At 67.0% G+C, this 25,462-nt stretch carries 24 protein-coding genes and 1 riboswitch; of the genes, 17 read left to right on the forward strand and 7 right to left on the reverse strand.

The window, feature by feature from the left end; all coding sequences use genetic code 11:
- The first annotated feature begins 204 nt into the window (after positions 1 to 204).
- Together ASF31_RS09300 and lpdA are read left to right on the forward strand one after the other, a co-directional pair.
- A complete protein-coding gene (locus tag ASF31_RS09300) occupies positions 205 to 3,069 on the forward strand; it encodes a TonB-dependent receptor (RefSeq protein ID WP_055754381.1) in 2,865 nt (954 codons plus the stop codon).
- A 178-nt stretch (positions 3,070 to 3,247) separates the two neighbouring features.
- The gene (lpdA, locus tag ASF31_RS09305; RefSeq protein WP_055754382.1) at positions 3,248 to 4,654 is read left to right on the forward strand and encodes a dihydrolipoyl dehydrogenase; all 1,407 of its coding nucleotides are present in this window, start codon (positions 3,248 to 3,250) and stop codon (positions 4,652 to 4,654) included.
- Between the two features lie 60 nt (positions 4,655 to 4,714).
- Here the strand turns inward: lpdA and mutS are convergent, their stop codons facing one another.
- Positions 4,715 to 7,333, reverse strand: coding sequence for a DNA mismatch repair protein MutS (gene mutS, locus ASF31_RS09310; protein WP_369814638.1), 2,619 nt, complete (start codon positions 7,331 to 7,333; stop codon positions 4,715 to 4,717).
- A 128-nt stretch (positions 7,334 to 7,461) separates the two neighbouring features.
- Positions 7,462 to 7,671: riboswitch (cobalamin riboswitch) on the forward strand.
- Between the two features lie 143 nt (positions 7,672 to 7,814).
- Between mutS and ASF31_RS09315 the strand changes: the two genes are divergently transcribed.
- On the forward strand, positions 7,815 to 9,638 hold the full coding sequence (locus ASF31_RS09315) for a TonB-dependent siderophore receptor (RefSeq protein ID WP_055754384.1): 1,824 nt from the start codon (positions 7,815 to 7,817) through the stop codon (positions 9,636 to 9,638).
- Here the strand turns inward: ASF31_RS09315 and ASF31_RS09320 are convergent.
- The 3 genes from ASF31_RS09320 to ASF31_RS09330 form a co-directional block, all read right to left on the reverse strand.
- Positions 9,622 to 10,542: an aldo/keto reductase gene (locus tag ASF31_RS09320; RefSeq protein WP_200918608.1), complete on the reverse strand. Its 921-nt coding sequence runs from the start codon at positions 10,540 to 10,542 to the stop codon at positions 9,622 to 9,624. The genes ASF31_RS09315 and ASF31_RS09320 overlap by 17 nt on opposite strands.
- A 95-nt stretch (positions 10,543 to 10,637) precedes the next feature.
- The gene (maiA, locus tag ASF31_RS09325; RefSeq protein WP_055754386.1) at positions 10,638 to 11,273 is read right to left on the reverse strand and encodes a maleylacetoacetate isomerase; all 636 of its coding nucleotides are present in this window, start codon (positions 11,271 to 11,273) and stop codon (positions 10,638 to 10,640) included.
- Positions 11,270 to 11,938, reverse strand: a complete 669-nt coding sequence (locus ASF31_RS09330) for a fumarylacetoacetate hydrolase family protein (RefSeq protein WP_055754387.1) — start codon at positions 11,936 to 11,938, stop codon at positions 11,270 to 11,272. Before ASF31_RS09330 ends, maiA begins: the two co-directional genes overlap by 4 nt.
- Before the next feature lie 137 nt (positions 11,939 to 12,075).
- Here ASF31_RS09330 and ASF31_RS09335 point away from each other — a divergent pair, with 137 nt between their 5' ends.
- From ASF31_RS09335 to ASF31_RS09365, 7 genes are all read left to right on the forward strand, one after another.
- The gene (locus ASF31_RS09335) at positions 12,076 to 12,420 is read left to right on the forward strand and encodes a YqjD family protein (protein ID WP_017506144.1); all 345 of its coding nucleotides are present in this window, start codon (positions 12,076 to 12,078) and stop codon (positions 12,418 to 12,420) included.
- Positions 12,420 to 12,830: a hypothetical protein gene (locus ASF31_RS09340; protein ID WP_055754388.1), complete on the forward strand. Its 411-nt coding sequence runs from the start codon at positions 12,420 to 12,422 to the stop codon at positions 12,828 to 12,830. Before ASF31_RS09335 ends, ASF31_RS09340 begins: the two co-directional genes overlap by 1 nt.
- Positions 12,831 to 12,927: 97 nt before the next feature.
- Positions 12,928 to 13,107, forward strand: a complete 180-nt coding sequence (locus ASF31_RS09345; protein ID WP_039243970.1) for a DUF1328 domain-containing protein — start codon at positions 12,928 to 12,930, stop codon at positions 13,105 to 13,107.
- Between the two features lie 138 nt (positions 13,108 to 13,245).
- Positions 13,246 to 13,869 (forward strand): hypothetical protein, encoded by a 624-nt coding sequence (locus tag ASF31_RS09350; protein WP_235551297.1) that lies wholly within the window; start codon positions 13,246 to 13,248, stop codon positions 13,867 to 13,869.
- Between the two features lie 2 nt (positions 13,870 to 13,871).
- Positions 13,872 to 14,174 (forward strand): transcriptional regulator, encoded by a 303-nt coding sequence (locus ASF31_RS09355; protein ID WP_039243973.1) that lies wholly within the window; start codon positions 13,872 to 13,874, stop codon positions 14,172 to 14,174.
- Between the two features lie 114 nt (positions 14,175 to 14,288).
- Positions 14,289 to 15,068 carry a tyrosine-protein phosphatase gene (locus ASF31_RS09360; protein ID WP_055754390.1) on the forward strand — a complete coding sequence of 260 codons (780 nt, stop codon included), beginning with the start codon at positions 14,289 to 14,291 and terminating at the stop codon, positions 15,066 to 15,068.
- On the forward strand, positions 15,065 to 16,372 hold the full coding sequence (locus ASF31_RS09365; RefSeq protein WP_055754391.1) for an anthranilate synthase component I family protein: 1,308 nt from the start codon (positions 15,065 to 15,067) through the stop codon (positions 16,370 to 16,372). The genes ASF31_RS09360 and ASF31_RS09365 overlap by 4 nt, the downstream gene beginning before the upstream one ends.
- Positions 16,373 to 16,374: 2 nt before the next feature.
- On the opposite strand, the gene ASF31_RS09370 is transcribed toward ASF31_RS09365, so the two are convergent.
- The 3 genes from ASF31_RS09370 to ASF31_RS09380 all read right to left on the reverse strand — a co-directional run bounded on the left by ASF31_RS09370 (position 16,375) and on the right by ASF31_RS09380 (position 17,900).
- Complete coding sequence (locus tag ASF31_RS09370; RefSeq protein WP_055754392.1) at positions 16,375 to 16,929, reverse strand: TadE/TadG family type IV pilus assembly protein; 555 nt, start codon at positions 16,927 to 16,929, stop codon at positions 16,375 to 16,377.
- Positions 16,926 to 17,396 (reverse strand): TadE/TadG family type IV pilus assembly protein, encoded by a 471-nt coding sequence (locus ASF31_RS09375; RefSeq protein ID WP_235551298.1) that lies wholly within the window; start codon positions 17,394 to 17,396, stop codon positions 16,926 to 16,928. Before ASF31_RS09375 ends, ASF31_RS09370 begins: the two co-directional genes overlap by 4 nt.
- 78 nt (positions 17,397 to 17,474) lie before the next feature.
- Positions 17,475 to 17,900 (reverse strand): pilus assembly protein N-terminal domain-containing protein, encoded by a 426-nt coding sequence (locus ASF31_RS09380; RefSeq protein WP_055754394.1) that lies wholly within the window; start codon positions 17,898 to 17,900, stop codon positions 17,475 to 17,477.
- A 237-nt stretch (positions 17,901 to 18,137) separates the two neighbouring features.
- Here ASF31_RS09380 and ASF31_RS09385 point away from each other — a divergent pair, with 237 nt between their 5' ends.
- From ASF31_RS09385 to ASF31_RS09415, 7 genes are all read left to right on the forward strand, one after another.
- Entirely contained in the window at positions 18,138 to 18,314 is a 177-nt protein-coding gene (locus ASF31_RS09385) for a Flp family type IVb pilin (protein WP_039243979.1), read from the forward strand.
- A 99-nt stretch (positions 18,315 to 18,413) separates the two neighbouring features.
- Positions 18,414 to 18,932 (forward strand): prepilin peptidase, encoded by a 519-nt coding sequence (locus tag ASF31_RS09390; protein WP_039244111.1) that lies wholly within the window; start codon positions 18,414 to 18,416, stop codon positions 18,930 to 18,932.
- Positions 18,933 to 19,050: 118 nt separating this feature from the next.
- The gene (gene cpaB, locus ASF31_RS09395; RefSeq protein WP_055754395.1) at positions 19,051 to 19,968 is read left to right on the forward strand and encodes a Flp pilus assembly protein CpaB; all 918 of its coding nucleotides are present in this window, start codon (positions 19,051 to 19,053) and stop codon (positions 19,966 to 19,968) included.
- Between the two features lie 11 nt (positions 19,969 to 19,979).
- Positions 19,980 to 21,512: a type II and III secretion system protein family protein gene (locus ASF31_RS09400; protein ID WP_055754396.1), complete on the forward strand. Its 1,533-nt coding sequence runs from the start codon at positions 19,980 to 19,982 to the stop codon at positions 21,510 to 21,512.
- Positions 21,513 to 21,520: 8 nt separating this feature from the next.
- Complete coding sequence (locus ASF31_RS09405) at positions 21,521 to 22,198, forward strand: CpaD family pilus assembly protein (protein WP_055754397.1); 678 nt, start codon at positions 21,521 to 21,523, stop codon at positions 22,196 to 22,198.
- 2 nt (positions 22,199 to 22,200) lie between these two features.
- The gene (locus ASF31_RS09410; protein WP_055754398.1) at positions 22,201 to 23,787 is read left to right on the forward strand and encodes a cellulose synthase operon protein YhjQ/BcsQ; all 1,587 of its coding nucleotides are present in this window, start codon (positions 22,201 to 22,203) and stop codon (positions 23,785 to 23,787) included.
- 3 nt (positions 23,788 to 23,790) lie between these two features.
- The gene (locus tag ASF31_RS09415) at positions 23,791 to 25,458 is read left to right on the forward strand and encodes a CpaF family protein (protein WP_235551299.1); all 1,668 of its coding nucleotides are present in this window, start codon (positions 23,791 to 23,793) and stop codon (positions 25,456 to 25,458) included.
- The last annotated feature ends 4 nt before the right edge of the window (positions 25,459 to 25,462 follow it).

A 25,462-nucleotide genomic window follows, 5' to 3' on the forward strand; every position in this document is an offset into this window, starting at 1 on the left:
AAGCCGTCTGCGCGTCAACGGCGCGGGCGTGACGGTTCGGCGTCGGTTCGATGACTGATGTTCCGTCAAGGGATCAAGCGTCGCCGTTCCGTCGGAAAACCGCGAACGGGGCGTCGTGGAATCGTCGCTTTCGCGTCGCCGCCAAGGGTTAAGCGGCCCCTCCATCGGCTGAAGCGAAACGTCGCTCGCCGAAGGGGATTTGACATGAAACTGAACCTGCTGATGGGCGCCGCGATCGCGCCGATGATCCTGGCGCCGCTGGCCATGCCCGCCCACGCCGATGTCGACGCCGTGGCCTCGGCATCAGCTGCGGTCGCCGGCGACGTGATCTACGGCCGGGTGACTAACGCCGCCGGCGCGCCCCTGCCGGGCGCCGAGGTTCTGGTGCGCGGCACCGGCCAGCGGGCCGTGACCAACACCCAGGGCGAGTTCACCCTGCCGACCGCCAGCGGCTCCATGGTGCTGGAGGTCAACTATCTGGGCCTGCCCTCGACCAGCCAGACGGTCGTGACGACGCCGGGCGAAGACGCCAATGTCGCCATCGTCCTGGGCGCGCAATCTTCAGGAGGAATGGCTGCGACGGACGTGGCCGATGTGATCGTGACCGGCGTCATCACCGACGGCGTCGCCCGCTCGCTGAACCAGCAGAAGAACGCCGACGGCACGGTCAACGTCCTGTCGGCCGACGCCATCGGCCGCTATCCCGACCCCAACGTGGCGGAATCGCTGCAGCGCGTTCAGGGCATCGCCATCCAGCGCGACCAGGGCGAAGGCCGCTACATCAACGTGCGCGGCGCGCCGGCCGCCTTCACCGCCGTGTCGGTGGACGGGGTCGCCATTCCGGCCGTGTCGCCCACGACCCGCGCGGTCGATCTGGACACCCTGCCCTCGGACATCGTCTCCAGCGTCGAGGTGTCCAAGACCCTGACGCCGGCCCAGGACGCCGATTCCATCGCCGGCGCCGTGGACATCAAGACCCGCTCGCCCTTCGACAAGCGCCGCCTGGCCGTTAGCGGCTATGCGGGCGGCAGCTACAACGACTACGGCGGTTCGGACACGCGCGCGGGCGCAACGGCGTCCAACGTCTTCGGCCCGGATCAGACCTTCGGCGCCTTGGTGTCGGTCAGCTATTCCGAGACCAACCGCCGGCCGGACAACGTCGAAAACGGCTGGGTTCTGATCAACCGCAACGCCGCGCAGGGCGGCGGCCAGATCTGGGGTCTGGAGAACACCCTGTTCAAGGATTACGAGACCGAACGGACCCGCAAGGCCGTGACCGGCGCGCTTGAATGGCGGCCCAGCGACGCGATCCGTCTGTGGGTTAAGGGCTCCTACGCGCAGTTCCGCGACGACGAATTCCGCAACACGCTGAACTTCACCTACAGCGACGGCACGCTGCAGCCGGGCTCGACCGACACAAGCGCGACCTTCACCAACGCCCGCATCTACAAGCAGCTGCGTCACCGCACCCAGGAGAACGACATCTCCACCCTGGTGCTGGGCGGCGAGCAGACGTTCGGCAATGGGGCGGTCTGGGACGGCGCCCTGTCGTTCGCCAACAGCAAACAGACCTATCCGCACCGCGACGAGCTGGTCTATCGCTCCAGCGCGACGACCCTGTCGTACAACACGGCCGACCACTATCATCCGACCTATTCGGCCTTCAGCGAGCCGACCGGCTTCTATCTGAACGCCGGCAATTACAGCTTCCGCGAAAACACCTTCCGCTCGAACACGACCGAACAGGACGATGTGGCGTTCAAGACCAATCTGTCGCTGCCCACCGTCATCGGCGGCCGCGAGGTCGAGCTGAAGTTCGGCGCCAAATACAGCACCCGCGACGTTACGGCCGATGAAGAGCGGTTCCGCGACCGGAGCGCGGCCGCCAGCTCCGGCACGCTGGCCCCGCTGCTGAGCGATCGTCCGTCGCGGAACTACGACTACAATCTGGGCTTCAAGTTCGATGCGGGCTTGGTAACCGACTATTTCGATCGCGTCCGGGCCGGCTCGACCAATCCCGACCCGGCCGCCGGCGTTCGCCGCATTCCGCAGTCGATCACCGCCGACTATACTGCGCAGGAAGATATTCTGGCGGGTTACGGCCAGGCTCGGTTCGATATCGGCGCGACCAATGTGCTGATCGGCCTGCGTGTCGAGAAGACCGACTTCGAAGGGTCGGCGACCAGCGTGGCCCTGTCCGGCGGGCAGACTCCGGTCAAGGTTGAGCGCGACCAAACCGATTTCTTCCCGAACCTGACGCTGCGCCACAGCTTCAGCGATCAGCTGGTCGGTCGTTTCGCCCTGACCCGCGCCATTTCGCGCCCGGACTATACCGACATCGTTCCGCGCGTTCTGGAAACCACCGACAGCGGCCGCACGACGGTCACGCGCGGCAATCCCGATCTGAAGCCGACCCTGTCGAACAACATCGATGCGGGGCTGGAATACTATCTGCGTCCGCTGGGCGTGATTTCGGCCAACGCCTTCTACAAGGACCTGTCGAACTACCGCTTCACTCTGGTGACGGACGGCGTGCCCTATGTCACCCCGACCACCACGGTCGCCCAGGTCACCGAGGCCCGCAACGCCCTTGACGGCCATATCGCCGGCATCGAGTTCAACTGGCAGCAGACGTTCGACTTCCTGCCGGGCTGGGCTTCGGGCTTCGGCGTCTTCGCCAACTACACCCTGACGGATGCGGAGATCAAAACCAGCCGCGCCTTCGCCGGTCGCGACACTTTCGTGCTGCCGGGTCAGTCGGACGAGACCTATAACGCCGCCCTGTTCTACGAACGGTACGGCTTCAGCGCGCGTGTCTCCTACACGCACCGCAGCGACTTCCTGGAGGCGATCGACGCGACCAACCCCGGCAAGGATCTGTATGTCGAGGGGCGCGGCCAGCTGGACTTCACCGCCAGCTACGACTTCGGCAATGGTGTGGAAGTGTTTGGCGAGGCCAAGAACCTGACCGACAGCGCGGGCGTGCGCTACTATGGCGTCAAGGAGCGGACCTACGAGTACGAGAAGTTCGGCTACAACGTCTTTCTAGGCGTGCGCTTCAAGCTTTGAGCGCGCCGATCAGACATGACCGAAGGGGCCGGGCGGCGACGCTCGGCCCTTTTTCGTCGTCTGACCCTCTGCAATTGGTCGAAACGCGGCCCCATATGGCGTGCAGCGGTTGACCCACGCGGGGCCAACGCTAGTGTCCGCGCGCCTTTCCCCGCGCGCCAGAAGACCAGAGGATACCATGGCCGAAGCCACCGCCGCCTACGACGTCGTCATCATCGGCGGAGGCCCTGGCGGCTATAACGCCGCGATCCGGGCGGGCCAGCTGGGCCTGAAGGTCGCCTGCGTGGAGATGCGTTCGACGCTGGGCGGAACCTGCCTGAACGTCGGCTGCATGCCGTCCAAGGCCCTGCTGCACGCCTCGGAACTGTGGAACGCCGCTAATACCGAGTTCGCCAAGATCGGCATCGAGGTCCAGCCCAAGCTGCACCTGGACCAGATGCACAAGGCCAAGGACGACAGCGTCACGGCTCTGACCAAGGGGATCGAGTTCCTGTTCAAGAAGAACAAGGCCGACTGGATCAAGGGCAAGGGCAAGATCGTCGGAAAGGGCAAGGTCGAGGTGACCGCCGCCGACGGCTCGGTCCAGACGCTGGACGCCAAGAACATCGTCATCGCCACCGGCTCGGAGCCGACCCCGCTGCCGGGCGTCGCCTTCGAGGATGGCAAGGTGATCGATTCCACCGGCGCACTGTCGCTGCCGGCCGTGCCCAAGAAGCTGATCGTGGTCGGCGCCGGCATCATCGGTCTGGAGCTGGGTTCCGTCTGGCGCCGTCTGGGCGCCGAGGTCACGGTGGTCGAGTTCCTGGACCGGATCACGCCCGGCATGGACACCGAGGTCGCCACCGCCTTCCAGCGCACCCTGACCAAACAGGGCATGACGTTCAAACTTGGCGCCAAGGTCACCGGCGCCAAGTCGGTAAAGGACGGGGTGGAGCTGACAGTCGAGCCGTCGGCCGGCGGCGCCGCCGAGACGATCAAGGGCGACGTGGTGCTGGTCGCCATCGGTCGTCGTCCGTACACGGACGGTCTGGGCCTGGAGAGCGTCGGCGTGACGCCGGACAAGCGCGGCTTCATCGACCATGACCACTTCAAGGTGGCGGATGGCGTCTGGGTGATCGGCGACGTGACCCACGGTCCGATGCTGGCCCACAAGGCGGAAGAAGATGCGGTCGCCGTGATCGACACCATCGCCGGCAAGTATGGCCACGTCGACTATGCCCTGGTGCCCAGCGTCGTCTACACCTTCCCCGAAGTGGCCTGGGTCGGTCAGACCGAAGACCAGCTGAAGGCCTCGGGCGTCGCCTACAAGAAGGGCAAATTCCCCTTCACCGCCAACAGCCGCGCCAAGATCAATCACGAGACCGACGGCTTCGTGAAGGTTCTGGCCGACGCCGCGACCGACAAGGTGCTGGGCGTCCACATCATGGGCCCGCAGGCCGGCGAAATGATCCACGAGGCGGCCATCACCATGAGCTTCGGCGGCGCGTCGGAAGACATCGCCCGCACCTGCCACGCCCACCCGACCCGTTCGGAAGCCGTCCGTCAGGCGGCCATGGATGTCGAAGGCTGGATGATGCAGGCCTGATCCGAAACGGATCGAGACTTCAAGCAGGGCCCGGACGGCGACGTCCGGGCCTTCGTCAAATCAGGCCAGACCCTTCAGCCGATAAAGCGCCTCCAGCGCCTCGCGCGGGGTCAGGTCGTCGGGGTCGACGTCGCGAAGCGCCAGTTCCACGGGGGAGGGTCCACGCATCGGTTCCGGCTCGGCGACAGCGAACAGAGGCAGGTCGTCCAGGCGGGCGGCGGCGGCCTTTTCGCCTTCCAGCCGGTTCAGCACCGAGCGGGCGCGGGCGACGACGGAGGCGGGCACGCCGGCCAATTTCGCGACTTGGACGCCGTAGGAGCGATCGGCCGCGCCGGGCGCCGCTTCGTGCAGGAAGACCAGTTCGCCGTTCCACTCGCGCGCGACCATGGACAGGTTGCAGACGTGATCCAGCCGCGTCTCCAGCTGGGCCAGCTCGTGATAGTGGGTGGCGAACAGGGTGCGGGCGCGGTTGGTCTCGTGCAGGGCCTCGGCCGTGGCCCAGGCGATGGCCAGGCCGTCATAGGTGGCGGTGCCGCGCCCGATCTCGTCCAGAACGACGAAGCTGTGCGGCGTGGCCTGGGTCAGGATGGCGGCGGTCTCGACCATCTCCATCATGAAGGTGGAGCGGCCGCGCGCCAGGTCGTCGCCGGCGCCGACGCGACTGAACAGCCGATCCACCACGCCCAGCCGCATAGAGCGGGCGGGCACGAAGGCGCCGGCCTGAGCCAGGATCACCAGAAGCGCGTTCTGGCGCAGGAAGGTCGATTTACCGGCCATGTTCGGGCCGGTGACGATGGCCAGGCGCGATCCGTCCTGGCCCGAACCGTCAAGCCGGGCGTTGTTGGGGGTGTAGGGATCGCCGCCCGCCTTGACCGCCGCCTCCACGACGGGGTGGCGGCCAGCCTCGACGCAGAAGGTCAGGGTGTCGTCCACGATCGGGCGGGTCGCGCCGACTTCCTGGGCCCATTCAGCGAGGGCGGCGTGGGCGTCCAGTTCGGCGAGCGCCTCGGCGACGGCCTGTAGCGGCTGGGCCAGGCGGGCGGCCTCGCGTCGCCAGCCCTCGAAGGTCTCGCCTTCGATGGCGAGAGCCCGGTGGCCGGCCTGGCTGATCTTGGCGTCCAGCTCCGACAGTTCGACGGTGGTGAAGCGGACCTGGTTCGCCAGGGTCTGGCGGTGGATGAAGGGACTGTCGGGACCGGCTCGGAGCAGGCCCTCGGCGGCCTTGGCGCTGGTTTCGAGGAAATAGCCCAGCACGGCGTTGTGCTTGATCTTGAACGGCACGCCGGACGCGGCGACGGCGCGGGCCTCCAGATCGGCGACGACGCGGCGGCTGTCGTCGCGCAGGGTGCGGGCGGCGTCCAGTTCGGGGCGATAGTCGGGGCGCACATAGCCGCCGTCGCGCGCCAGATGCGAGGGCTCGTCCACCAGGCCGTCGATCAGGTCGGCTTTCAATCGCGACACGTCGGGCGACAGGGTCAGGCGGTCCAGCGCCGAGGCGATGCGGCGCGGCTGGCCGGTCAGAGGATCGACCTGCCCGACGAACAGACCGGCGACGCCCTCGGCGATCGACAGGCCGATGCGCACCGCCGCCAGATCGCGCGGGCCGCCACGACCCAGGGCCAACCGCCCGACCGCGCGGGCGATATCCGACGACGCCTTCAGCGCCTCGCGCAGATCGCGGCGCAGGTCGCGACGCTCCAGCAGCCATTCGACGGCGTCGAGCTGTTCGTTGATGGCCAGGGGATCGCGCAATGGCCGGGCGATCCGTTCGGCTAGGGCGCGCGCGCCGCCCGAGGTGACGGTGCGGTCGATGCAGGCGAGCAAGCTGCCCTCGCGCTCGCCGCGCTGGGTGCGGTCGATCTCAAGACTGGTGCGGGTCGCCGGGTCGATGGCGAGGAAACCGCTTTCGCCCAGACGGCGCGGCGGGGCCAGGGCAGGGACCTTGCCGGCTTGGGTCGTCTCCAGATAGGCGGCGATCAGACCCAGCGCCGAAACCTCGGCCTCCTCGAAAGCGCCGAAGCCGTCGAGGGCCGAGACGCCGTACAGGCGTTCGACGCGGGCGCGCGCGGCCTGGGGTTCGGCGATGGCGCCGGCCAGCGCCTGGACCACGCCGCCCGAACCGTCCAGGGCGTCGTGGGTGGTCTCGTCCGAATACATCCGGTCGGTGACCAGGACTTCGGACGGGCGGAAGGCGGCCAGGGCCGCGCCCAGGTCTTCGATAGAGCAGGCGACGCTGTCGACCGCGCCGGACGACAGTTCGACGACGGCGACCGCCGCCCTTCCTTTGCGCACCGCGACCGCCGCCAGACGGTTGGCGCCGCGCGCGTCCAGCAGGCTGTCTTCGGTCAGGGTGCCGGGGGTGACGACCCGGACCACGCCGCGATGCACCACGGCCTTGCCGCCGCGCTTCTTGGCCTCCGCCGGGTCTTCCAGCTGTTCGCAGATGGCGACCTTGTGGCCGATGCGGATCAGGCGGGCGAGATAGCCCTCCATCGCATGGACCGGCACGCCGGCCATCGGAATGTCCTCGCCCTGATGCTTGCCCCGCTTGGTCAGGGTGATGCCGAGCGCCGCCGCCGCGACCTCGGCGTCCTTGAAGAACAGCTCGTAGAAGTCGCCCATGCGGAAGAACAGGATGGCGTCCGGCTGCCCCGCCTTGGCCGTCAGATATTGCGCCATGAACGGCGTCGCGCCTTCCAGCGAGGCGGCGATTTCCGGGGGATGCCCATTTTCGGGGAATTTGGCAGGCGCGTTCATGTGGCCACAGGGTGACGGATCGCGCCCGGCGGCTCAAGGCCGTTGACCGGCTCTTGCACAGGCTTGTCGGCCCTGCGATAGGCCGCGTCAGGCGGTTAAGGGAACACGGTGTGACGCCGTGGCTGTGCCCGCAACTGTAGGCGGCGAGAGCGTCGTCCGTCCGGGGTTTCGATCCCGGCGCCACTGGGCAACTGGGAAGGCGAGGACGGCGGTTTACGACCCGCAAGCCAGGAGACCTGGCCGCCGACGTCGCTCGCTCCTGTCCGGGACCAGACAGCAGCGCGGTTTCTCCGTGGAAGCGACCCGACCTTGCGCCGTCCAGACCCTCGCGGTCTGGCGGGTCGGCTCGCTTTAAACGGTCTCTCGCGCGCACTCGCGGGACCGGAAATGGGGATTTCGCTCAATGAAGCGTTCCATTCTTCTTTCGACGGCCGCGATCGCCGCCGCCTTCGCCGCGCCTGCCTTTGCAGAGGACGCGACCCAGCTGGACGAAGTCGTCGTCACCGCCACCCGCATCCCGGCCATCGTCGCCGACACGCCCGGCGCCCGCGTCATCGACGGCAAGACCATCGAAAAGCGCGGCGCCATCTTCGCCGCCGACATCCTGGCCGACGTTCCAGGCCTGTCGGTGACGCGCACAGGCGCTTTCGGCGGCGTCGCCCAGGTCCGTATGCGCGGCGCGACGCCCGGCAAGGCCCTGGTCCTGGTCGACGGCGCGCCGGTCAACGATGCGGCCGAGCCGAACGGCGCCTATGACTTCTCCAGCTTAGAACTGGCCGATATCGCGCGGATCGAAGTGCTGAGCGGCCCGCAGTCGTCGCTGTGGGGCTCTGACGCCATCGGCGGGGTGATTTCGTTCACGACGCAAGAGATCGACGGCCTGCGCGCCGAGGCCGAAGCCGGCAGCTTCGACACCGTGCGCGGCCGCGTGTCGGCCGGGGTCGCCAACGAGACCTACGCCTTTAGCGCCTATGCGTCGCGCTTCGACACCGACGGCATTTCAGCGGCGGACGAGGCGGACGGCAACACCGAAGCCGACGGCTTCCGCAGCACGACGCTCGGCGCCAAGGGGCGATATGTCCTGTCCGATGCGGTCAAGGTCGATGGATCGGTGCGCTGGAACAAGTCCAAGGCCGATATCGACGGCTTCCCGGCGCCGAGCTTTACTCTGGCCGACACCGACGACACCCAGGAAAGCGAGCAGTGGTCGGGCTTTGGCCGCGTGACGGCCAAGGCGTTCGGCCTGACGCATCAGTTCAGCGTCTCGGCGTCGGATTTGGATCGCAGCTCGGTCAGCGGCGGCTTCGGCTCGACCTTCACCGGCGACCGTCAGGCTTATCGCTGGCAGGCGAACGGCCAGGCGCAGGACATCGACTATGCGTTCGGCGTCGAGCGGAACGAGGCCTCGGCGGCCCTGTCGTCGGGCCTGTCGCGCGACCTGTCGATCACCTCGGTGTTCGGCGTGGCCCAGTACGATGTCGGCGCGCTGAATCTGACCGGCGGATTGCGTTACGACGACACCGACGATTTCGGCTCCAAGACGACGGGGCGGGTGTCGGCGGCCTATGATCTGGCCGGGGGTTTCATCCTGTCGGGCGCCTACGGCACGGGCTTCAAGTCGCCGACGGTCAGCCAGGCGGTCTGCGACTTCTGCTTTGCGCCTCGGCCCTATCCCGAGCTGAAGCCGGAAACGGCCGACAGCGTCGAGATCGCCCTGGGCTGGGCCTCGGCCGACGGTCGGTTCGATGGGCGGGCGACCCTCTATCGCCTGAACGTCGAGGACCAGATCACCTATTCGGCCGGTCGCTATATCAACGTCGCCAAGACTCGTTCGGACGGGTTCGAGCTGGAAGGCCGCGCCCTGCTGGGCGGCGGCTTCGACCTGACGCTGGCCTATGCCTGGACCGACGCGACGGACCGCACGACGGGCGCGCGCCTGCTGCGCGTGCCGGAACACGCCGGTTCGGCGACCCTGGGCTGGACGGGCGACCGTCTGTCCGGCGCGCTGACGGTGCGGGCGGAAGGCGATCAGGACGATTCGGGCGGCTTCTCGACGGTGGCGCGCGACGGCTTCGTCACCGCCAATCTGAACGCGGCCTATGAACTGACCGACAAGGTCACCCTGACGGCGCGGATCGAGAACCTGGGCGACGAACACTATCAGCAGGTGTTCGGATACGGCGAGCCGGGACGGTCCGGCTATGTCGGGATCAGGCTGCGCTACTGATCCGGGCGCGGGCGTCGGCGGTGAAGGCCGCCGGCGCCTCGAGCGCCAGGGCCGACCAGTCCAGATTGGGACAGGGGGCGTGGGCGGCGGCCAGGATGGCGCGCAGTTCGGCGGCGGAGGCGACGCTGGCCACGACCTTGTCGACGCCGGGTAGGGCCAGGGCGTAACCGAGCGCTGCCTGCATCGGATCGCAACGCTGCTCGGCCAGACGCCGGCGCGTGCGCGACAGGGCCTGGGCATGACTGGCCAGTTCGGCCGGCAGATCGTCGCCGCCCGCAAACAGCAGGCCGCCGGCGAAGACCGAAGACAGGTGGACCGAGGCGCCCGTGTCGGCGATGGCTTCCAGAACGCCGTCCTGGGCCGCGCGCTGATCCAGCAGGCTGCACGGCACCTGGACCACATCGGCTTCCAGACGGCGCGCCAGAAGCGCGGGACCGTCCTCGATCGTGGCGCAGAAACCGATGCGGCGGAACAGGCCGCGATCCTTCAGGCTGCGGGCGCGATCCCACAGGGCGCGGCCTTCGGCGCCGGCCAGATCGGCGGCGTTGGAAATCAGCAGAACATCGCCGCGCGGCAGGCCCATCCGTTCCAGCGAGCGACGAGCGCGGGCCTCGACCCGGTCCAGACCTTCGCTGAGCGCAACGGTGCGGACCGTAACCTGGAAAGGCGAGGGGAAGGGCCAGGCCTGACCCAGCAGGCGTTCGCCGTCGCCCTCGGGCCGGGTGGCGATCAGCTTGACCCCGGCGTCGGCTCCGGTTTGCAGCAGAAAACGCATGGCTTCTTCGCGGGCGCCGGACGGCGCGCTCATGAAGGCGCCGGGCGCGCGCTCGGGCTCGGTCACCACGGCGAGGGCCAGGCGATGGATGGGCGACGACGCCGAAGGTGTGGCGGGGGAATACGACACGCCCGACACTATGATCGCCAATGCTTAAGGGACGCTGAGCGAGACCTTAAGCGAACCCTACTTATCCACCGCTGATATGCGCACTGAGGCGAAAATCAGGCGTCGGCGTCAGGCTGCAAGTCCGGGTGGGCCGAGGCGAAGGCGGGGTGAGCCAAGGCGGTCTGTTCGACCGCCAGCAGACGCGGCCAGGGCGATAGGTCCATGTTGAAGCGCCGCGCCGAATACATCTGCGGAATCAAATAACAATCGACCAGGGTCGGGGCGTCGCCGAAGCTCCAGCCGGCGCCGTGGCGGGCGACCAAAGCCTCCAGCGCGTCGAAGCCCGGTGCGATCCACCGGGCCGCCCAAGCGTCCACGGCGGCCTGATCGGCGTTGAACTCAGACCGGATGGCCTTCAACACGCGCAGATTGTTCAGCGGATGAATGTCGCAGCCGATCAGCGCGGCCATGGCGCGCACGGTCGCCCGGTGGTTCGCCCCCTTCGGCAGCAGGGCCGGGTCGGGGCGGGTTTCCTCCAGCCATTCCAGAATGGCCGGGCTCTGGGTCAGGACCAAATCGCCGTCCTGAAGGGCGGGGACCATGCCCTGCGGGTTCAGCGCCACATAGTCGGGCGTCTTCTGTTCGCCCTTGCGCAGGTCGTGAGCGGCGTTTTCGTAGCCGATCCCCTTGAGATTCAGAGCGATGCGAACGCGGTAGCTGGCGCCCGAGCGCCAGTAGCCGTGCAGGATCACGACTGCACCTCGAAGCTGAGCGTCTCCAGGCCATCGATGGTGACAACGACGCGGTCGCCCGGCTTGACCGGACCGACGCCGGACGGCGTGCCGGTGAAGATCAGGTCGCCGGGTTGCAGCGACCACAGGGCGGCGGCCGCCGCGACGATCCGGTCGGGGTTCAGGATCATGTCGTTCAGGACGCTGTCCTGTTTGGTTTCGCCATTGACGCTCAGGCGAATGGCGCCGTCGGGCGAAGGCAGGTCGCCCAAGGTGATGGGGCCGCAGGGCGCGGACTGATCGAACCCCTTGGCGGCGTCCCAGGGGCGACCGGCCTTCTTGGCCTCGGCCTGAAGATCGCGGCGGGTCAGGTCGCAGCCGACGGCCCAGCCGACGATGGCGACGCCGCCATCCTTGCCCGGCCCGATCGCGGCGACCAGTTCTGCCTCGTAGTGCAGGTTTGCGGTCGCCGACGGGTAGGATGGGTTTGCGCCGTCCGAGACGATGGCGTCGCCTGGCTTGGTGAAGAAGAAGGGCGTCTGTTTGTCGGGGTCCGACCCCATTTCGCGCGCATGGGCGGCGTAGTTCTGGCCCACGCACAGGATGCGGCGAACGGGGAACCGCTGGTACGATCCGACGATCGGCAAGGACGGGACGGGGCGGGGCGCGAACAGCCATTGAGTCATGGCGACCGTTCTAGTGCGGCGAATAGCCCGTGGCGAGAGGCGCGCGCCCTACCCAACTAAAGGAACCTCGTTGCGCATGTGGCGTTGCAACACGGGGTTCTCTATTCTACCGCCAAGCTTTCAACGGAGCGCGCACCATGGCTACCACCAAGGCTCGAGAAGATATCAAGGCCGACCTGAAGACCCTCAAGGAGGATCTGAAGACCGGCGCCCGCGAAGAGACCCAACGCCTGCGCGACAAGGCCGCCGAGGCCGAAGCGAAGCTGCGCGCCAAGAGCGACGAAGTCCGCGAGCAGGCCCGCAGCTATTACGACGAGGCCCGCGTGAAGGGTCGCGAATATTACGACGACGCGGCCGAACGCTTCGATGAGGCGCAACGCTATGTCGTCGAGCGCGTGCAGGAGCGTCCGCTGCAATCGACCGCCGTGGCGCTCGGCGTCGGCGTCATCCTCGGCATGCTGCTGGCCGGCCGCCGTCGCTGATGTTCAAGGGCATCGTGAAAAAACTGGTGGCGACGGCTGTCGTCGCCGCCAGTGTGTTCCTGGCCGTCGTCTTCCTGGGCGTGGCCATCTTCTATGCGCTCAGCCTGACGCTGACGCCGCTCGGCGCGGCGGCCGTGACGTTTGGTCTGTTCGCCCTGGTCGCCTTGATCGTGACTCTCGTCTTCCTGAAGGGCGACAAGCACGACGACGCCGAAGAGGAAGATGAGCCTGAGGGCCTTTTGGGCAAGGTGATTCACATCGTTCGCGAGCGTCCGATCGTCGGCGCCGTGGGCGGTCTGGGCGCCGCCTTCCTGTTGCTGCGCAACCCGGCTCTGGCGGCGATCGTCGCCAGCATGGTCGCGGATCGCAAGATGGATCAGGGCGGCTATTCGCGTCGTCGCCGTCGATAGGCGATGGAACGGCCAGGCGACCCTGGCGTTAATGATGCAGACCGACGAACGGCTCCCGGGTCGCCGACGGCAACATCAACTCAGGAGAGCTAAACCCATGATGCGCTGGGCAATTATCTTCCTCGTCGTGGCGCTCGTCGCGGCCGTTCTCGGCTTCGGCGGCATTGCGAACTTTTCGTTCGAGATCGCCAAATTCGTCGCCGTCGTCGCTATCATCCTGTTCGTCATCGCCCTGGTGGCCGGCGGACTGCGTGGACGCGGCGCGCCACGACTTTAGGCTAAACATCACGTCGAACGAGGGGCGGAGCCGAAGGCTTCGCCCCTTTTTCATGCGTAGAGCGGCCCAAAAAGAAAGAACTTTACAATACAAAGCAAATGAGTGATGCTGTCTCAACGGTTCGAGGAGGAGAGCATCATGACCCGCGAGACCCAAGCCATTCAGGACGACATCGCCTATATGCGCAGCCTGGCGCACGAGGGGCGGCATGCCCCCCTTCTGGCCGGCCCGATCCTGGTGACGGCCGGCATCGTGTTCGGAACGACCAGTCTGATCCAATGGGCCATCCAATCCGGCTTCGTGCAGCTCAATCCCTGGTCCCAGTTGTGGGTGTGGATCGTCGCCGGAGTGGTGTTCGCCGTCGCCCTTACAGTCCTGATTGGCCGCATGAAGACCAAGCCCGGCATCAACTCGGCCGGCAACAAGGCGGTCGGCGCGGCGTGGGAAGGCGTGGGCTACGGCATCTTCGTCACCTGGTTGGCGCTGGTTGCCTTGTCCCTGAAGACCGGACAGTGGTCCTGGATGGCGGTGATGCCGACCGTGGTCCTGGTCGCCTATGGCTCCGCCTGGATGATCGGGGCGGCGATGACGCGCACACGTTGGATGTCCTACACGGCCTTGGCCGCCTACGTTGGTGCGGTCGCCGTCGCCTGGTTCATGGGCAGCGCTACGATCTATCCGGTCTTCGCCGTGATCCTGTTGGCCGTGGCGCTGGTCCCGGGCATCGTCCTGATGCGTCAGGAACCGTCGGAGGTGGTCTGAGCATGGCCGACGACTTCGACATCAGCCGGATCGACGACGTCATTCACGGGCGCATCCGGCTGGGAATTATGGCCTATCTGTCCGGGGCCGGGTCGGCCGATTTCACCACCCTGAAGACCCGGTTGCAGACGACGGACGGCAATCTGTCGGTCCACTTGCGAAAGCTTGAAGAGGCGGGGTTTGTCGCCGTCTCCAAGAGTTTCAACGGTCGCAAGCCGCTGACGGAGGCCAGTCTGACCGATCAGGGACGCGACGCCTTCGTCGCCTATCTGGATGCGATGGCGGGCCTGCTGCCAGAGCGGTGAACATAGGCGAAAGCATGAAAGATGCTCTCGCTTTCATCCTGGAGCCTGATTCACGGCCTCGACGAAATCGCGAAGCGATTTCATCTCAACCGATCAGGCTTTAGAACCACGGTCATGACCGACCGCCTTCACGCCTTCGAGGCCATCGACAACTTTCGGGACTACGGCGACTACGCCACGACGGCAGGGCGGCGCGTGAAGCCCGGCCGACTGCTGCGTTCGGCCCACCACGCCCGGGCCAGCGAGGCGGACCTTGAGCGGCTGAAGGCGCTGGACATCGGGACCGTGGTCGATCTGCGCCGACCCAGCGAGCGCCGCGACCAGCCGTCGCGTCGGCCTGAAGGCTTCAGCGGGAAGATCATCGAAGGCGGCGTGGACGACGGCGCGGAGGCGCCGCACATCACCTTTCTGAAAACCGCCGACCTGACGCCGGACTCCGGGCGGCGCTTCATGACCCAGACCTATCGCAGCCTGCCGTTCGACGCCTCGCATCAGGACGTGTTCGGCCGCTATTTTCAGGCCCTGGCGGATGAAGACCGGCCCGTGGTGATCCATTGCGCGGCGGGCAAGGACCGGACGGGTTTTCTCGCCGCCCTGACCCACCATCTGCTGGGCGTGTCGCGCGACGACATGGTCGAGGACTATCTGCTGACCAACACCGCCGTCGATCTGGCGGGCCGGTCACCCGGCATCGCCAAACAGCTGCACAAGATGACGGGTCGGGTGGCCTCGGACGACGCGATCGTGGCCTTCCTGGGGGTCGAGGCCGCCTATCTGGACGCCGCCCTTGCCGAGGTCGAGGCGCGGCATGGATCGGTGGACGGCTATCTGAAGGAGGCGCTGGGCGTCGATGCGGCGCGCCGTGATCGGATCGTGGAGCGGCTGACCGCGTGAGCGAGGTTTTCAGCCACACCGTCACGCGCGACGCGCCCTGGGTCGATCCGGTCGCGGTGGCGGCGGGTCTCGGCGGCGGCGACGGCGCGCTTGCCCTGCTGTCGGACGGCGGGCCGGGCGGCCGCTGGTCCCACGTCGCCCAGGCGCCGGACGTCGCGCGGGTCGGCCCGGTGGATGACGCCGCGCCGTTCGAGGCGCTGCGGGATCCGCTGTTTGCCGCCGGCGCCGTCGGTCTGGCCGCCTACGACGCGGGCGCCCGGCCGGCCACCGGACGGCGCGAGACGGTTTGGCCCGATCTGATGCTGGCCCGCTATCCCGCCATGCTGAGCTTCGATCATCTTGAGCGCTCAGTGTGCGCCACGGGAAGAGGCGCGACGGCGGAGCAGGCGACGGCGGCGGCCGAGCGGGCCCTGATCTGGCTGGCGACGGCAGCGCCGGTCGTGACGCCCTCCGCACCGGCCGATCGTTTTGAGGCCGAGGCGCCGGCGAGCGCCTACCGCGACGCGGTCGCGAATGTGGTGGAGCGCATCGGGGCGGGGGAGCTGTTCCAGGCCAATATCGCCCGGGCCTGGTCCGGCGCGCTGAAGCCTGGCCGCGATCCGTTCGAGGTCTTCCTGCGGCTGCAAAAGGAGCGGGCGTCACCGTTCGGGGCCTATTGGCGGGTCGGGGATCGGGCGCTGGTGTCGAACTCCCCCGAACTGTTCCTCGCCTTCGATCCAGCCAGCCGCCGCATCGAGGCGCGTCCGATCAAGGGCACACGCCCACGCGCGGACGATTTCGATCAGGACCAGGCCCTGGCGAGCGAGCTTCGGGCCAGCCTGAAGGATCGGGCGGAAAATCTGATGATCGTGGACCTGATGCGCAACGATCTGGCGCGTGTGTCACGGCCCGGATCGGTTCAAGTCCAAACGCTTTTCGAGGTTGAACGCCATCCGACAGTGCATCATCTGGTCTCGACCGTGACGGGCGAAGCCAAGCCCGCGGTGGGTCCAGCCGAGTTGCTGGAGGCGACCTTTCCGCCCGGTTCGATCACCGGTGCGCCCAAACACCAGGCGATGAAAGTGATCGCGGCGCATGAAGCGCAGCGCGGTCCCTGGTGCGGTTCGTTGTTCCTGATCGGCGACGACGGCGCCCTGACTGCCTCTGTTCTCATCCGAACAGCTGGTTTCGAGCTGAAACACGACGTCTGGCGCTATCGCACCCTCGCCGGCGCCGGCATCGTCGCGGACAGCGATCCGGCCGCCGAAGAGGCGGAGACGGACGTCAAGATGTCAGCGATGCGACAGGCGCTGGTCGGTGTCTGAGCTCAACAGTTGCTGCAGGTGATGGTGTCCACGGTGCGTGGTCGCAGATAGGACATGCGGCTGAACTTGGTCACATACGGCGCGACTTGATCGAAAGGCGAGCTGTAGTCGTAGAAGGCTTCGGCGACGATGACGGACTCACCCTGTTCCAGCATGTCCGAAGGAATTTTCGCTTCGGCGACGGTCAGTTTGGACGCGACGCCCTTACCAACGCTCCAATCCACCTTGTAGGTCGTGGCGTTGACGCGCGTGACGCTGCTGACGCGCTGGGTCAGAGGCGTGGCGGCGAAGGGCGCCATGATCAGGTCGCCGATGGCGAAGACATCCGTCAGATCGGTCTTGGTCACGCTGTCGCTTTGAGACACCAGGTCGGCGACCATGGACGAGACGTGGCCCGTGCGCTTCAGGGCCATATAGCCCTGACAGAACTCCACCATGCCGAAGTAGAACAGGATCAGGATCGGCGCGAGGAAGGCGAACTCGACCGCGGCAACACCGCGGACATCGTGCCGGAGCGCCCGAAGATGCGCGCAGAAGCGATCCAGCCCGCGCATCATTGCCACGGCTCGTTGCGGAAGGCGGTCGTCGCGGTCATCAACACCTTGCCTGGACCGACACGCGAAACGGCCTGGCTCAGCAAGGGCGTGACCAGAGGGTGGGTGTACCAGACGCGAACGAGGATCAACGACCCTGCCTGACCGCCGTCATAGGTAGTCTTGGAGGGGTCCATGGCGTTGTTGGTGATGGGGTCCGGCACGTTCGGAGATGAAAACTTCGGTATGACGCGCACGTCCACCGTCATTCGGTTCGCGCAGTCGGACTTGAAGACCACCATCTTGTCGCAGACCTGGGTCTTGAACTTCTCCTTGTCGAAGTTCTGGTCCTTGGCCTGACCCGTGCGGATCAAGCGGCCGCTTTCCATCGTCGCCGTCTCCAGCACCGAGTCCAGCACGAAGACGATGCCCAGCTCCAGGATGGAGAAGATCATCAGGAAGAACGGGATGGCCACCATGGCGAATTCCACGGCGGCCGCGCCTTCACGCTTGCGCTTCGAGCGCGCCGTTGGCGACGGCGATGATCTCAGGGGGGGCATCGGCCGAAATCAGGGCGCGGTGGGCGCTGCGGCGGCCGCCGACGAGGATGAGGATCGGACGCTGGGCGTGCAGGAGGCGCCGCAGGCCATCTCGGTCGCCTGGGCGCCCCGCCAGACCCGAACCGAGCCGGTCGAGCCGCCGGTCACCACGATTTCGCGTTTGAATAGGGTGCGACCCACGCCGTCGACGGCGACCACTTCGGTGACGCCATAGCCCTTGCCGACGATGAACATGGTGTTGGCGTCCACCAGAGAGACGTCGGCGATCTGGGGGTTGCCGACGATGATGGAGGCCGCGGCGCCGCGAAGCTGAACGCGCGCCGAGCGATCGATCTCGACGTTCAGCGCACCGTCCTGGGCGTTGGCGGCCAGGGGGGCGGCCAGGGGGACAGCGAAGAGGGCGGCGGCGATCAGGAAGGACGGGATGCGGGACATCGGCGGCTCTTGATAGTGGCGCGTGCAAACGCGAACGCGCGCATGATGCAGCCGTGATCCTCAACAAAGGCTGAAGCGCCGGTATGAGAATTTTCTTTGGTAAATCTGCGCGTAACCAAACCTCGTGACTCAGATTTAACGGGCCTCGTGCATTTTGATCCTGCGTTTGGGGGTCAAGCGGGCTACCGGCTCCCCCCGCCAAGTTGCTCGCTAGACCATTTGAAAAAGGAACTAACCATGACCAAGTTCATCTCGCGCTTCGCCAAAGACGAATCGGGCGCCACCGCCATCGAATACGGCCTGATCGCCGCCCTGGTCGCCGTCGCCCTGATCACCGTTCTGACCACGATGAGCGGCAAGCTCAGCCAGACCTTCACGAAGGTTTCGACCTCGCTCGACGCCGCCAGCAAGTAAGGCTCGTCAGAGCTTTACGGGAAGGGCCGGGACGCAAGTCCCGGCCCTTTTTGCATGGTGGAAACCCAACCTTAAGTCCTGCCGACGAAAATGGGCGTCATGGATATTCTGCTGCTCACCCTGCTCGGCGTCTTTCCGGCCCTGGTCATCGTCGGCGGTCTGCACGACCTGATCACCATGAAGATCCCGAACTGGATCTCGCTGGCCCTGATCGGCGCCTTCTTCCCCATCGCCTTTCTGATCGGCGCCGCGCCGATGGATGTCGCTATCCATGTCGGCATCGGGTTCGCGGCGTTGCTGGTCGGCATGGGCATGTTCGCCGCCGGCTGGATCGGTGGAGGCGACGCCAAGCTGCTGGCCGCCAGCTGTCTGTGGATGGGGATGAGCGGCGTCGCGCCCTTTTTGATCTACACCGGCATCGCGGGCGGGGCCTTCTGCCTGCTGCTGATGACCGCGCGTCAGTATTTTCCGATGGTCGCCCCTTCGGTGTCGCAAGGCTGGGTCATCAATCTGATGCAGCCCAAGGGCGACATTCCTTATGGCGTCGCCATCGCCATTGGCGCTCTGCTGGCCCTGCCCGAGAGCGGGCTGCTGCTGACCTTCGCCTCGGGTCGCTGACACCCCGTTGACCGGCGTTCGCGGCGCTTAGGAAGCGTTAACCCGCAAGGCCCATGATCGTTAACGGTAGGCGTCGGGGGATGAATCCGAAACAGAGCGCCTGCTGGAGACATCCTGGATGAAGCCCGCCCGCATCGTCGTTATCTGCATCGCCGCCGTCTCGGCCATCGGCCTGGCCCTGGTGGTCCGAGCCATGGGGTCGTCGTCGAACGAACCCGCGACACCGGCCGCCGCCGCTCCCGTCGAAGTCCGCCCGATGGCCAAGGTGCTGGTCGCTGCCAAGGATCTGGAACCCGGCAAGCGTCTGGTGGAGGCTGACCTCGAATGGAAAGATTGGCCCGTCGACGAGGTCAATCCGGTCTTCATCACTGACGGCTCCACGCCGGTGCCCGCCAAGCCCGCTGCGGAAAGCGCGACGGCGAAGGCGACGGACGCCGTGAACCGCGTCGCCAAGGCGGCGACGGAGCTGGCCACGACCGGCGCCAAGTCCGACTACATCGGCTCGGTGGTCCGTGAACCCATCCTGGCCGGAGAGCCGATCGTGTCGCGCAAGATCGTGCGCGCCGGAGACAGCGGCTATCTGGCCGCCTATCTGGAACCCGGCATGCGGGCCATGGCCATCGCCGTGACGGTCGAATCCGCCGCCGGCGGGTTCATCCTGCCCGGCGACCGCGTCGATGTGGTGCTGACCGCCGAAACCAATCGCGACGGCGCCGTCGAGGGCGCGACCAAGTCCAAGTTCGCCTCGGGCGTCGTGCTGCAGAACATCAAGGTCCTGGCCATCGACCAGGCGACCCGCGTCGGCGACGACGCCCAGGCCGTTGTGGGCGCCACCGCGACCCTGGAAGTCCGACCGCAAGACTCGGTTCTGCTGGCCCAGGCCAAGTCCGAAGGCGAACTGTCGCTGTCGCTGCGATCGTATGCCGACACCGCCGGACCATCCGGCGCCACACGCCGCCCTGTCGCGGCCGTTTCCCAACCCCAGGCCGTGCGCATCTATCGCGGCGGCGCGCCCGAAGTGGTGGCCGTGCCATGAGGACTCAACCGATGCGCCGACCCACGATGCGCAAGGCCGCCGCCGCCGCAGCCTGTGCCCTTTTGGCCACCTTGGCAGCCGCGCCTGCCGGCGTCGCCCAAACCCGCGCCGCCGTCTCGACGGGTGCGGCGCAGCGCCTGATCAACCTGCCGCGCGGCACCTCGTTCGCGGTGGATTTGCCGGCCGACGCCCGCGACGTGATCGTCTCCAATCCGCAGGTGGCCGAGGCCATGCTGCACTCGCCGCGCCGCATCACCGTCATCGGCATCGCGCCGGGTGAGACCGACGCCGTCTTCCTGGACGCGGCGGGCCGCACCATCCTGAGCCTGCGGGTTCGGGTAGACGCCGGCACCAGCGCGCTTCAGGACACGCTGGATCGCATGATCCCAGGGGGCGGCGTTAGGGCCGAGGCCGTCAACGACAGCATCATCCTGAGCGGGGTCGCCGAAAACCCTGCGCAATCGACGCAGGCCAGCCGCATCGCCGCCGCCTTCGTTTCGGCGCCCGAGAAGGTTCTGAACCTGATCACCGTTCCGGGCTCGGATCAGGTGACGCTGAAGGTTCGTGTGGTCGAGGTGCAGCGCAACGTCATCAAGCAACTGGGCTTCAACACTTCGGCCGTGCTGGGCCGATTGGGTGACGCGCAGTGGCTGCTGGGCAATGCCGCGACCTGGGGCGTCAACGGCTCTCTGTTGGGCGGCATCAGCGCCGGGACGTCTATCGATACGACGAAAAACTATCAGTTGCAGCGCCCCTGCGGCGCGGGTTTTCCGGCCGGAACGCTCTGTAACTTCACGGTCAACGGCCCGGATGACGCCTCCAACTGGGATACGGCGCAACCCGGCACCGGACCAGGATCAGATAATCTGAACAAGGGCGAGGCGACGCTGAAGGCCTTCGAGCGCGTGGGTTTGCTGCGCACCCTGGCCGAGCCGAACCTCACCTCGGTCAATGGCGAAGCCGCCAGCTTCCTCGCAGGGGGCGAGTTCCCCGTGCCGGCCAGCCGCGATTCGCAAGGGCAGATCACCGTCCAGTACAAACCCTATGGGGTCGGCCTGTCTTTCCGCCCGGTGGTTCTGTCCGGAGGGCGCATCAGCCTGCAGGTCAAGGTCGAGGTGTCCGAACTGTCGTCGCAAGGCGGCCTGACGATCGGCGCGGGGACGGCTTCATCGATCACCCTGCCGGGTCTGACGGTTCGCCGCAGCGAGAACACCATCGAAATCCCCTCGGGCGGATCGATGATGATCGCCGGCCTGCTTCAGGAAAACAGCCGCCAGACGGTGGACTCCCTTCCGGGCGTCACGAACCTGCCGGTGCTGGGATCGCTGTTCCGGTCACGCGACTATCTGATGGGCGAAACCGAACTGGTGGTCATTGTCGAGCCCTACATCGTCAGCCCGACGTCGCCTGATCGGATGCAAACGCCGGCCGATGGCCTGCGCATCGCCGAGGACAGCCAGACCATCCTCTTTGGCCAGTTGAACCAGGTCTATGGGCTGCCGAATGCGCCCCCGGCCGGTTCGGTCGGCTATGTGATCGAGTGAGCACATCCATGACTCGCACCCTGATTGCCACACTTCTGACGACCACAGCCCTTGCGCTCGGCGCCTGTGTCGGCGGCCCCGCCAGCTTGGGCGGCGAGCCGCCGCTGACGCCGACCTCGCGTTATCAGCTCCAAGTCGAGCCGAATCTGGACCGGATCGCCCTCGCGGTTCACGACAGCGGCCTGTCGCCAGCGCAGAACGGCGCGCTGCAAGAGTTGGTCAGGCGCTATCGCTACGTCGACGCCGTGCCGATGGTCATCGAAGCCCCCGCCGGAAACGATCCGGTGGCCCTGAAGATCGCCTATGACGTTCAATCGGCATTGGCGGCCTACGGCGTCGCGCCGGAGCGCATCACCTTGGTCAGCTACGCCGCGCCGGATCCGCGCGCGCCCGTAGTCGTCGGCTATCAGACGATCCGCGCCGCCGTGCCGCAGTGCGGAACCGCCTGGGGCAATCTCGGCCGCACCGGAGACAATCGGTCGTCATCCAACTTCGGATGCGCCGTGACGGCCAATCTGGCGGCCCAGATCGAGGATCCTCGCGACATCCAGCGGCCACGCGCCATGACGCCGGCGGACGCCGGGCGGCGAACCGTAGTGTTCGATGCCTATCGCGGCGGCAAGCCGACATCGGCGGAGCGCGAAGAACTGATCCGGGATACCGCCGTGTCCCGTGCGGTGAACTGATCATGAGCACAGCCCCAGCCCCTCGCGAGTTCGACAGCTTCGACGACGCGTTCGATGTCGATATGGAGTTCGCGCCTCCGGTTGACGGCGTCGCCGCGCCGCGCAGCCCGCTTCAGTTCACGCCTGCGGCCTCGGCGATGCCGGCCGGGGGGGCGCCTCAGCCCCAATCGCCGCTTCAGGCCGCGCCCCTGGCGCCGGTCCCGGCCGCCCCGGCCTATGCGCCCGACGCCGCAGGCTTCAATCCGGTCGGTGACGTGGTCGCCCAGGCGCAAGCCAGCCTGATGGATACGGGGCTGGCCTTCACCGGTCTGGCCCCGGCCAGCAACATCGGTGAAGTGTCGGTGCCGCGCATCGCCATCCATGTCTTCGCCGAGCGCCAGGACACACTCGCCTCGGCCGAACGTGCGGCGCAGGACCGTCGCCTGTCGCGCGCCACGACTCAGATCCGAGTCGGCGGCGTCGCTGCGGCAGTCGAGACCTATCAGCATGAGCCGACACCGCCGCTGATCATCGTCGAGTGCCTGAAAGACCCCCAGACCCTGCTGTGGGAAGTCGATCAGTTGGCCGAGGTCTGCGACGCCGGCACCAAGGTCGTGGTGATCGGCGCGACGAACGACATCATCCTGTTCCGCGAACTGATGCGGCGCGGGGTCAGTGAATATCTGGTGGCGCCCTTGCAGCCGCTGCAACTGATCGCGGCTATCGGCGGCCTGTTCAACGACCCGGCCCAGCCCTTCGTGGGTCGCACCATCGCCTTCGTCGGGGCGCGGGGCGGGGCGGGGGCCTCGGCCGTGGCGCACAACACCGCCTATGCGATTTCCGAGCGGATCGGCGCCAATACGGTGATCGTTGACTATGACCTGCCGTTCGGCACCGCCGGCCTGGATTTCAACCAGGACCCGCTGAACGGCGTCGCCGACGCCCTGGGCCAGCCCGATCGGCTGGATTCGACGCTGCTGGACCGGATGATGGTCCGCTGCACCGACAAGCTGAGCCTGTTTGCGGCGCCCGCCAGCCTGGATACGGACTGGGACATCTCGACCGAGGCGTTCGAGGAGGTCACCAACCAGATCCGGGCCACGGCGCCCTTCGTCGTGCTGGACCTTCCGCACCTGTGGTCGCCGTGGATGCGCCGCACCCTGATCAGCGCCGACGAGGTGGTGGTCGTGGCGACGCCGGACCTGGCGTCCCTGCGCAACGCCAAGAACATGATCGACCTGATCCGTCAGGGCCGCCCCAATGACGCGCCGCCGCGCCTGGTGTTGAACCAGGTCGGCGTGCCGGGACGCCCCGAGATCCCGGCCAAGGACTTCGGCGCGGCGCTCGGCGTGCATCCCAGCCTGATCATTCCGTTCGACGCCAAGACCTTCGGCGCCGCGGCCAACAACGGCCAGATGATCCTGGACGCCGGCGCCAAGACCAAGTCGGCCGAAGCCTTCCAGACCCTGGCCCAGATCGTGTCGCGCCGCGAACTGCCGATGGTGGCGGGACCCAAGGCCAAGCCGGCAAAGGCTGGCAAGGCCGAGAAGACAAAGCCGGCCGATGGGGCGTCGAAATCCCTTTTCGCCAATATGTTCAAGAAGCGCTGACGGATGTTCGGCAAACGCACAGGTCAGCCCGGCGCCGCCCCTGCGCCCCTGCGGCCGGCCCCGGCCCCCGCGCCGGCGTCTGCGCCCGGCGGCGAACCTGTGTCCGTGTTCAGCATGCAGACGGCCGCCGCGCCGATGGCGGCGACGACCAACGCATCGGCCTTTGCCTATGCCGACGAGGATTTGGAGCCGGCGGCCGACGCCTTCGATCGGGCGTCTGCGCCGACCCAGCCCGCGCCGGCCGATCGTCTGGACGCTCTGGCCTCGCGTCCCAAGCCCAAGCCGGCGCCTGAGGCTCCGCGTCCCACCGGCAATGTCGCCGGTACGGGCCCGAAGGCCACGGCGGGTCTCGAGCAGCTGAAAAAGGCCCAGGCGGTCGCCGAGATCGTCCGGGAACAGAGCGACTACTATCACGCCACGAAGACGACGATCTTCAACGCGTTGATGAACACCATTGACCTGGCCCAGCTGGCGCATCTGGACCAGAAGGCGGCGTCGGAAGAGATCCGCGACATCGTCGCCGAATTGGTGGCGATCAAGAACGTCTCCATGTCGGTCGCCGAGCAGGAGCATCTGGTTCAGGACATCGTCAACGACGTTCTGGGCTATGGTCCGCTGGAGCCGCTGCTGAGCCGCGACGACATCGCCGACATCATGGTCAATGGCGCAGGCCGCGTCTTCATCGAGGTCGCGGGCAAGGTCCAGCTGACCAACGTCCGTTTCCGCGACAACACCCAGCTGATGAACATCTGCCAGCGGATCGTGAGCCAGGTCGGGCGCCGCGTGGATGAGTCGAGCCCCATCTGCGACGCCCGCTTGCCGGACGGTTCGCGCGTCAACGTCATCGCTCCACCGCTGGCCATCGACGGCCCGACGCTGACGATCCGGAAGTTCAAGAAAGACAAGCTGACGATGAAGAATCTGGTGGAGTACGCCTCCATCAGTCCCGAGGGCGCGCGCGTCCTTGGCGTCATCGGCGCGTCGCGATGCAATCTCGTCATCTCGGGCGGCACCGGCTCGGGCAAGACGACGCTGCTGAACACCCTGACGGCCTTCATCGACCCGACCGAGCGGGTCATCACCTGCGAGGACGCCGCCGAACTGCAACTGCAGCAGCCGCACGTCGTGCGTCTGGAAACCCGCCCGCCGAACCTGGAAGGCCAGGGCACGATCACGATGCGGGATCTGGTCAAGAACTGTCTGCGGATGCGTCCCGAGCGGATCATCGTCGGTGAGGTGCGCGGACCCGAGGCGTTCGACCTGTTGCAGGCCATGAACACGGGCCACGACGGCTCGATGGGCACGCTGCACGCCAACAGCCCGCGCGAGGCCATCAGCCGGATGGAGTCCATGATCACCATGGGCGGCTACGGCCTGCCGTCCAAGACGATCCGCGAGATGATCGTCGGCTCGGTCGACGTCATTATCCAGGCTGCCCGCCTGCGCGACGGTTCGCGCCGCATCACTCACATCACCGAGGTCGTGGGCCTGGAAGGCGATGTGATCGTGACGCAGGACCTGTTCGTCTACGACATCACTGGCGAGGACGAGAACGGCAAGATCATCGGCCGTCATCGCTCGACCGGCATCGCCCGTCCCCGCTTCTGGGACCGGGCGCGCTATTACGGGCTGGAGCGCGAACTGGCCGACGCTCTGGACGCGGCGGAGTAGGGCG

The organism is Brevundimonas sp. Leaf280, from assembly GCF_001422455.1.
Classification (GTDB): domain Bacteria; phylum Pseudomonadota; class Alphaproteobacteria; order Caulobacterales; family Caulobacteraceae; genus Brevundimonas.

What these genes read in the sequence shown, in the direction of transcription:
- ASF31_RS09300 (WP_055754381.1), top strand. Translation starts at nt 205, where the DNA reads ATGAAACTGAACCTGCTGATGGGCGCCGCGATCGCGCCGATGATCCTG.
- lpdA (WP_055754382.1), top strand. Translation starts at nt 3,248, where the DNA reads ATGGCCGAAGCCACCGCCGCCTACGACGTCGTCATCATCGGCGGAGGC.
- mutS (WP_369814638.1), bottom strand. Translation starts at nt 7,333, where the DNA reads ATGGCGCAATATCTGACGGCCAAGGCGGGGCAGCCGGACGCCATCCTG.
- ASF31_RS09315 (WP_055754384.1), top strand. Translation starts at nt 7,815, where the DNA reads ATGAAGCGTTCCATTCTTCTTTCGACGGCCGCGATCGCCGCCGCCTTC.
- ASF31_RS09330 (WP_055754387.1), bottom strand. Translation starts at nt 11,938, where the DNA reads ATGACTCAATGGCTGTTCGCGCCCCGCCCCGTCCCGTCCTTGCCGATC.
- ASF31_RS09335 (WP_017506144.1), top strand. Translation starts at nt 12,076, where the DNA reads ATGGCTACCACCAAGGCTCGAGAAGATATCAAGGCCGACCTGAAGACC.
- ASF31_RS09340 (WP_055754388.1), top strand. Translation starts at nt 12,420, where the DNA reads ATGTTCAAGGGCATCGTGAAAAAACTGGTGGCGACGGCTGTCGTCGCC.
- ASF31_RS09345 (WP_039243970.1), top strand. Translation starts at nt 12,928, where the DNA reads ATGATGCGCTGGGCAATTATCTTCCTCGTCGTGGCGCTCGTCGCGGCC.
- ASF31_RS09350 (WP_235551297.1), top strand. Translation starts at nt 13,246, where the DNA reads ATGACCCGCGAGACCCAAGCCATTCAGGACGACATCGCCTATATGCGC.
- ASF31_RS09355 (WP_039243973.1), top strand. Translation starts at nt 13,872, where the DNA reads ATGGCCGACGACTTCGACATCAGCCGGATCGACGACGTCATTCACGGG.
- ASF31_RS09360 (WP_055754390.1), top strand. Translation starts at nt 14,289, where the DNA reads ATGACCGACCGCCTTCACGCCTTCGAGGCCATCGACAACTTTCGGGAC.
- ASF31_RS09370 (WP_055754392.1), bottom strand. Translation starts at nt 16,929, where the DNA reads ATGATGCGCGGGCTGGATCGCTTCTGCGCGCATCTTCGGGCGCTCCGG.
- ASF31_RS09380 (WP_055754394.1), bottom strand. Translation starts at nt 17,900, where the DNA reads ATGTCCCGCATCCCGTCCTTCCTGATCGCCGCCGCCCTCTTCGCTGTC.
- ASF31_RS09385 (WP_039243979.1), top strand. Translation starts at nt 18,138, where the DNA reads ATGACCAAGTTCATCTCGCGCTTCGCCAAAGACGAATCGGGCGCCACC.
- ASF31_RS09390 (WP_039244111.1), top strand. Translation starts at nt 18,414, where the DNA reads ATGGATATTCTGCTGCTCACCCTGCTCGGCGTCTTTCCGGCCCTGGTC.
- cpaB (WP_055754395.1), top strand. Translation starts at nt 19,051, where the DNA reads ATGAAGCCCGCCCGCATCGTCGTTATCTGCATCGCCGCCGTCTCGGCC.
- ASF31_RS09400 (WP_055754396.1), top strand. Translation starts at nt 19,980, where the DNA reads ATGCGCCGACCCACGATGCGCAAGGCCGCCGCCGCCGCAGCCTGTGCC.
- ASF31_RS09405 (WP_055754397.1), top strand. Translation starts at nt 21,521, where the DNA reads ATGACTCGCACCCTGATTGCCACACTTCTGACGACCACAGCCCTTGCG.
- ASF31_RS09410 (WP_055754398.1), top strand. Translation starts at nt 22,201, where the DNA reads ATGAGCACAGCCCCAGCCCCTCGCGAGTTCGACAGCTTCGACGACGCG.
- ASF31_RS09415 (WP_235551299.1), top strand. Translation starts at nt 23,791, where the DNA reads ATGTTCGGCAAACGCACAGGTCAGCCCGGCGCCGCCCCTGCGCCCCTG.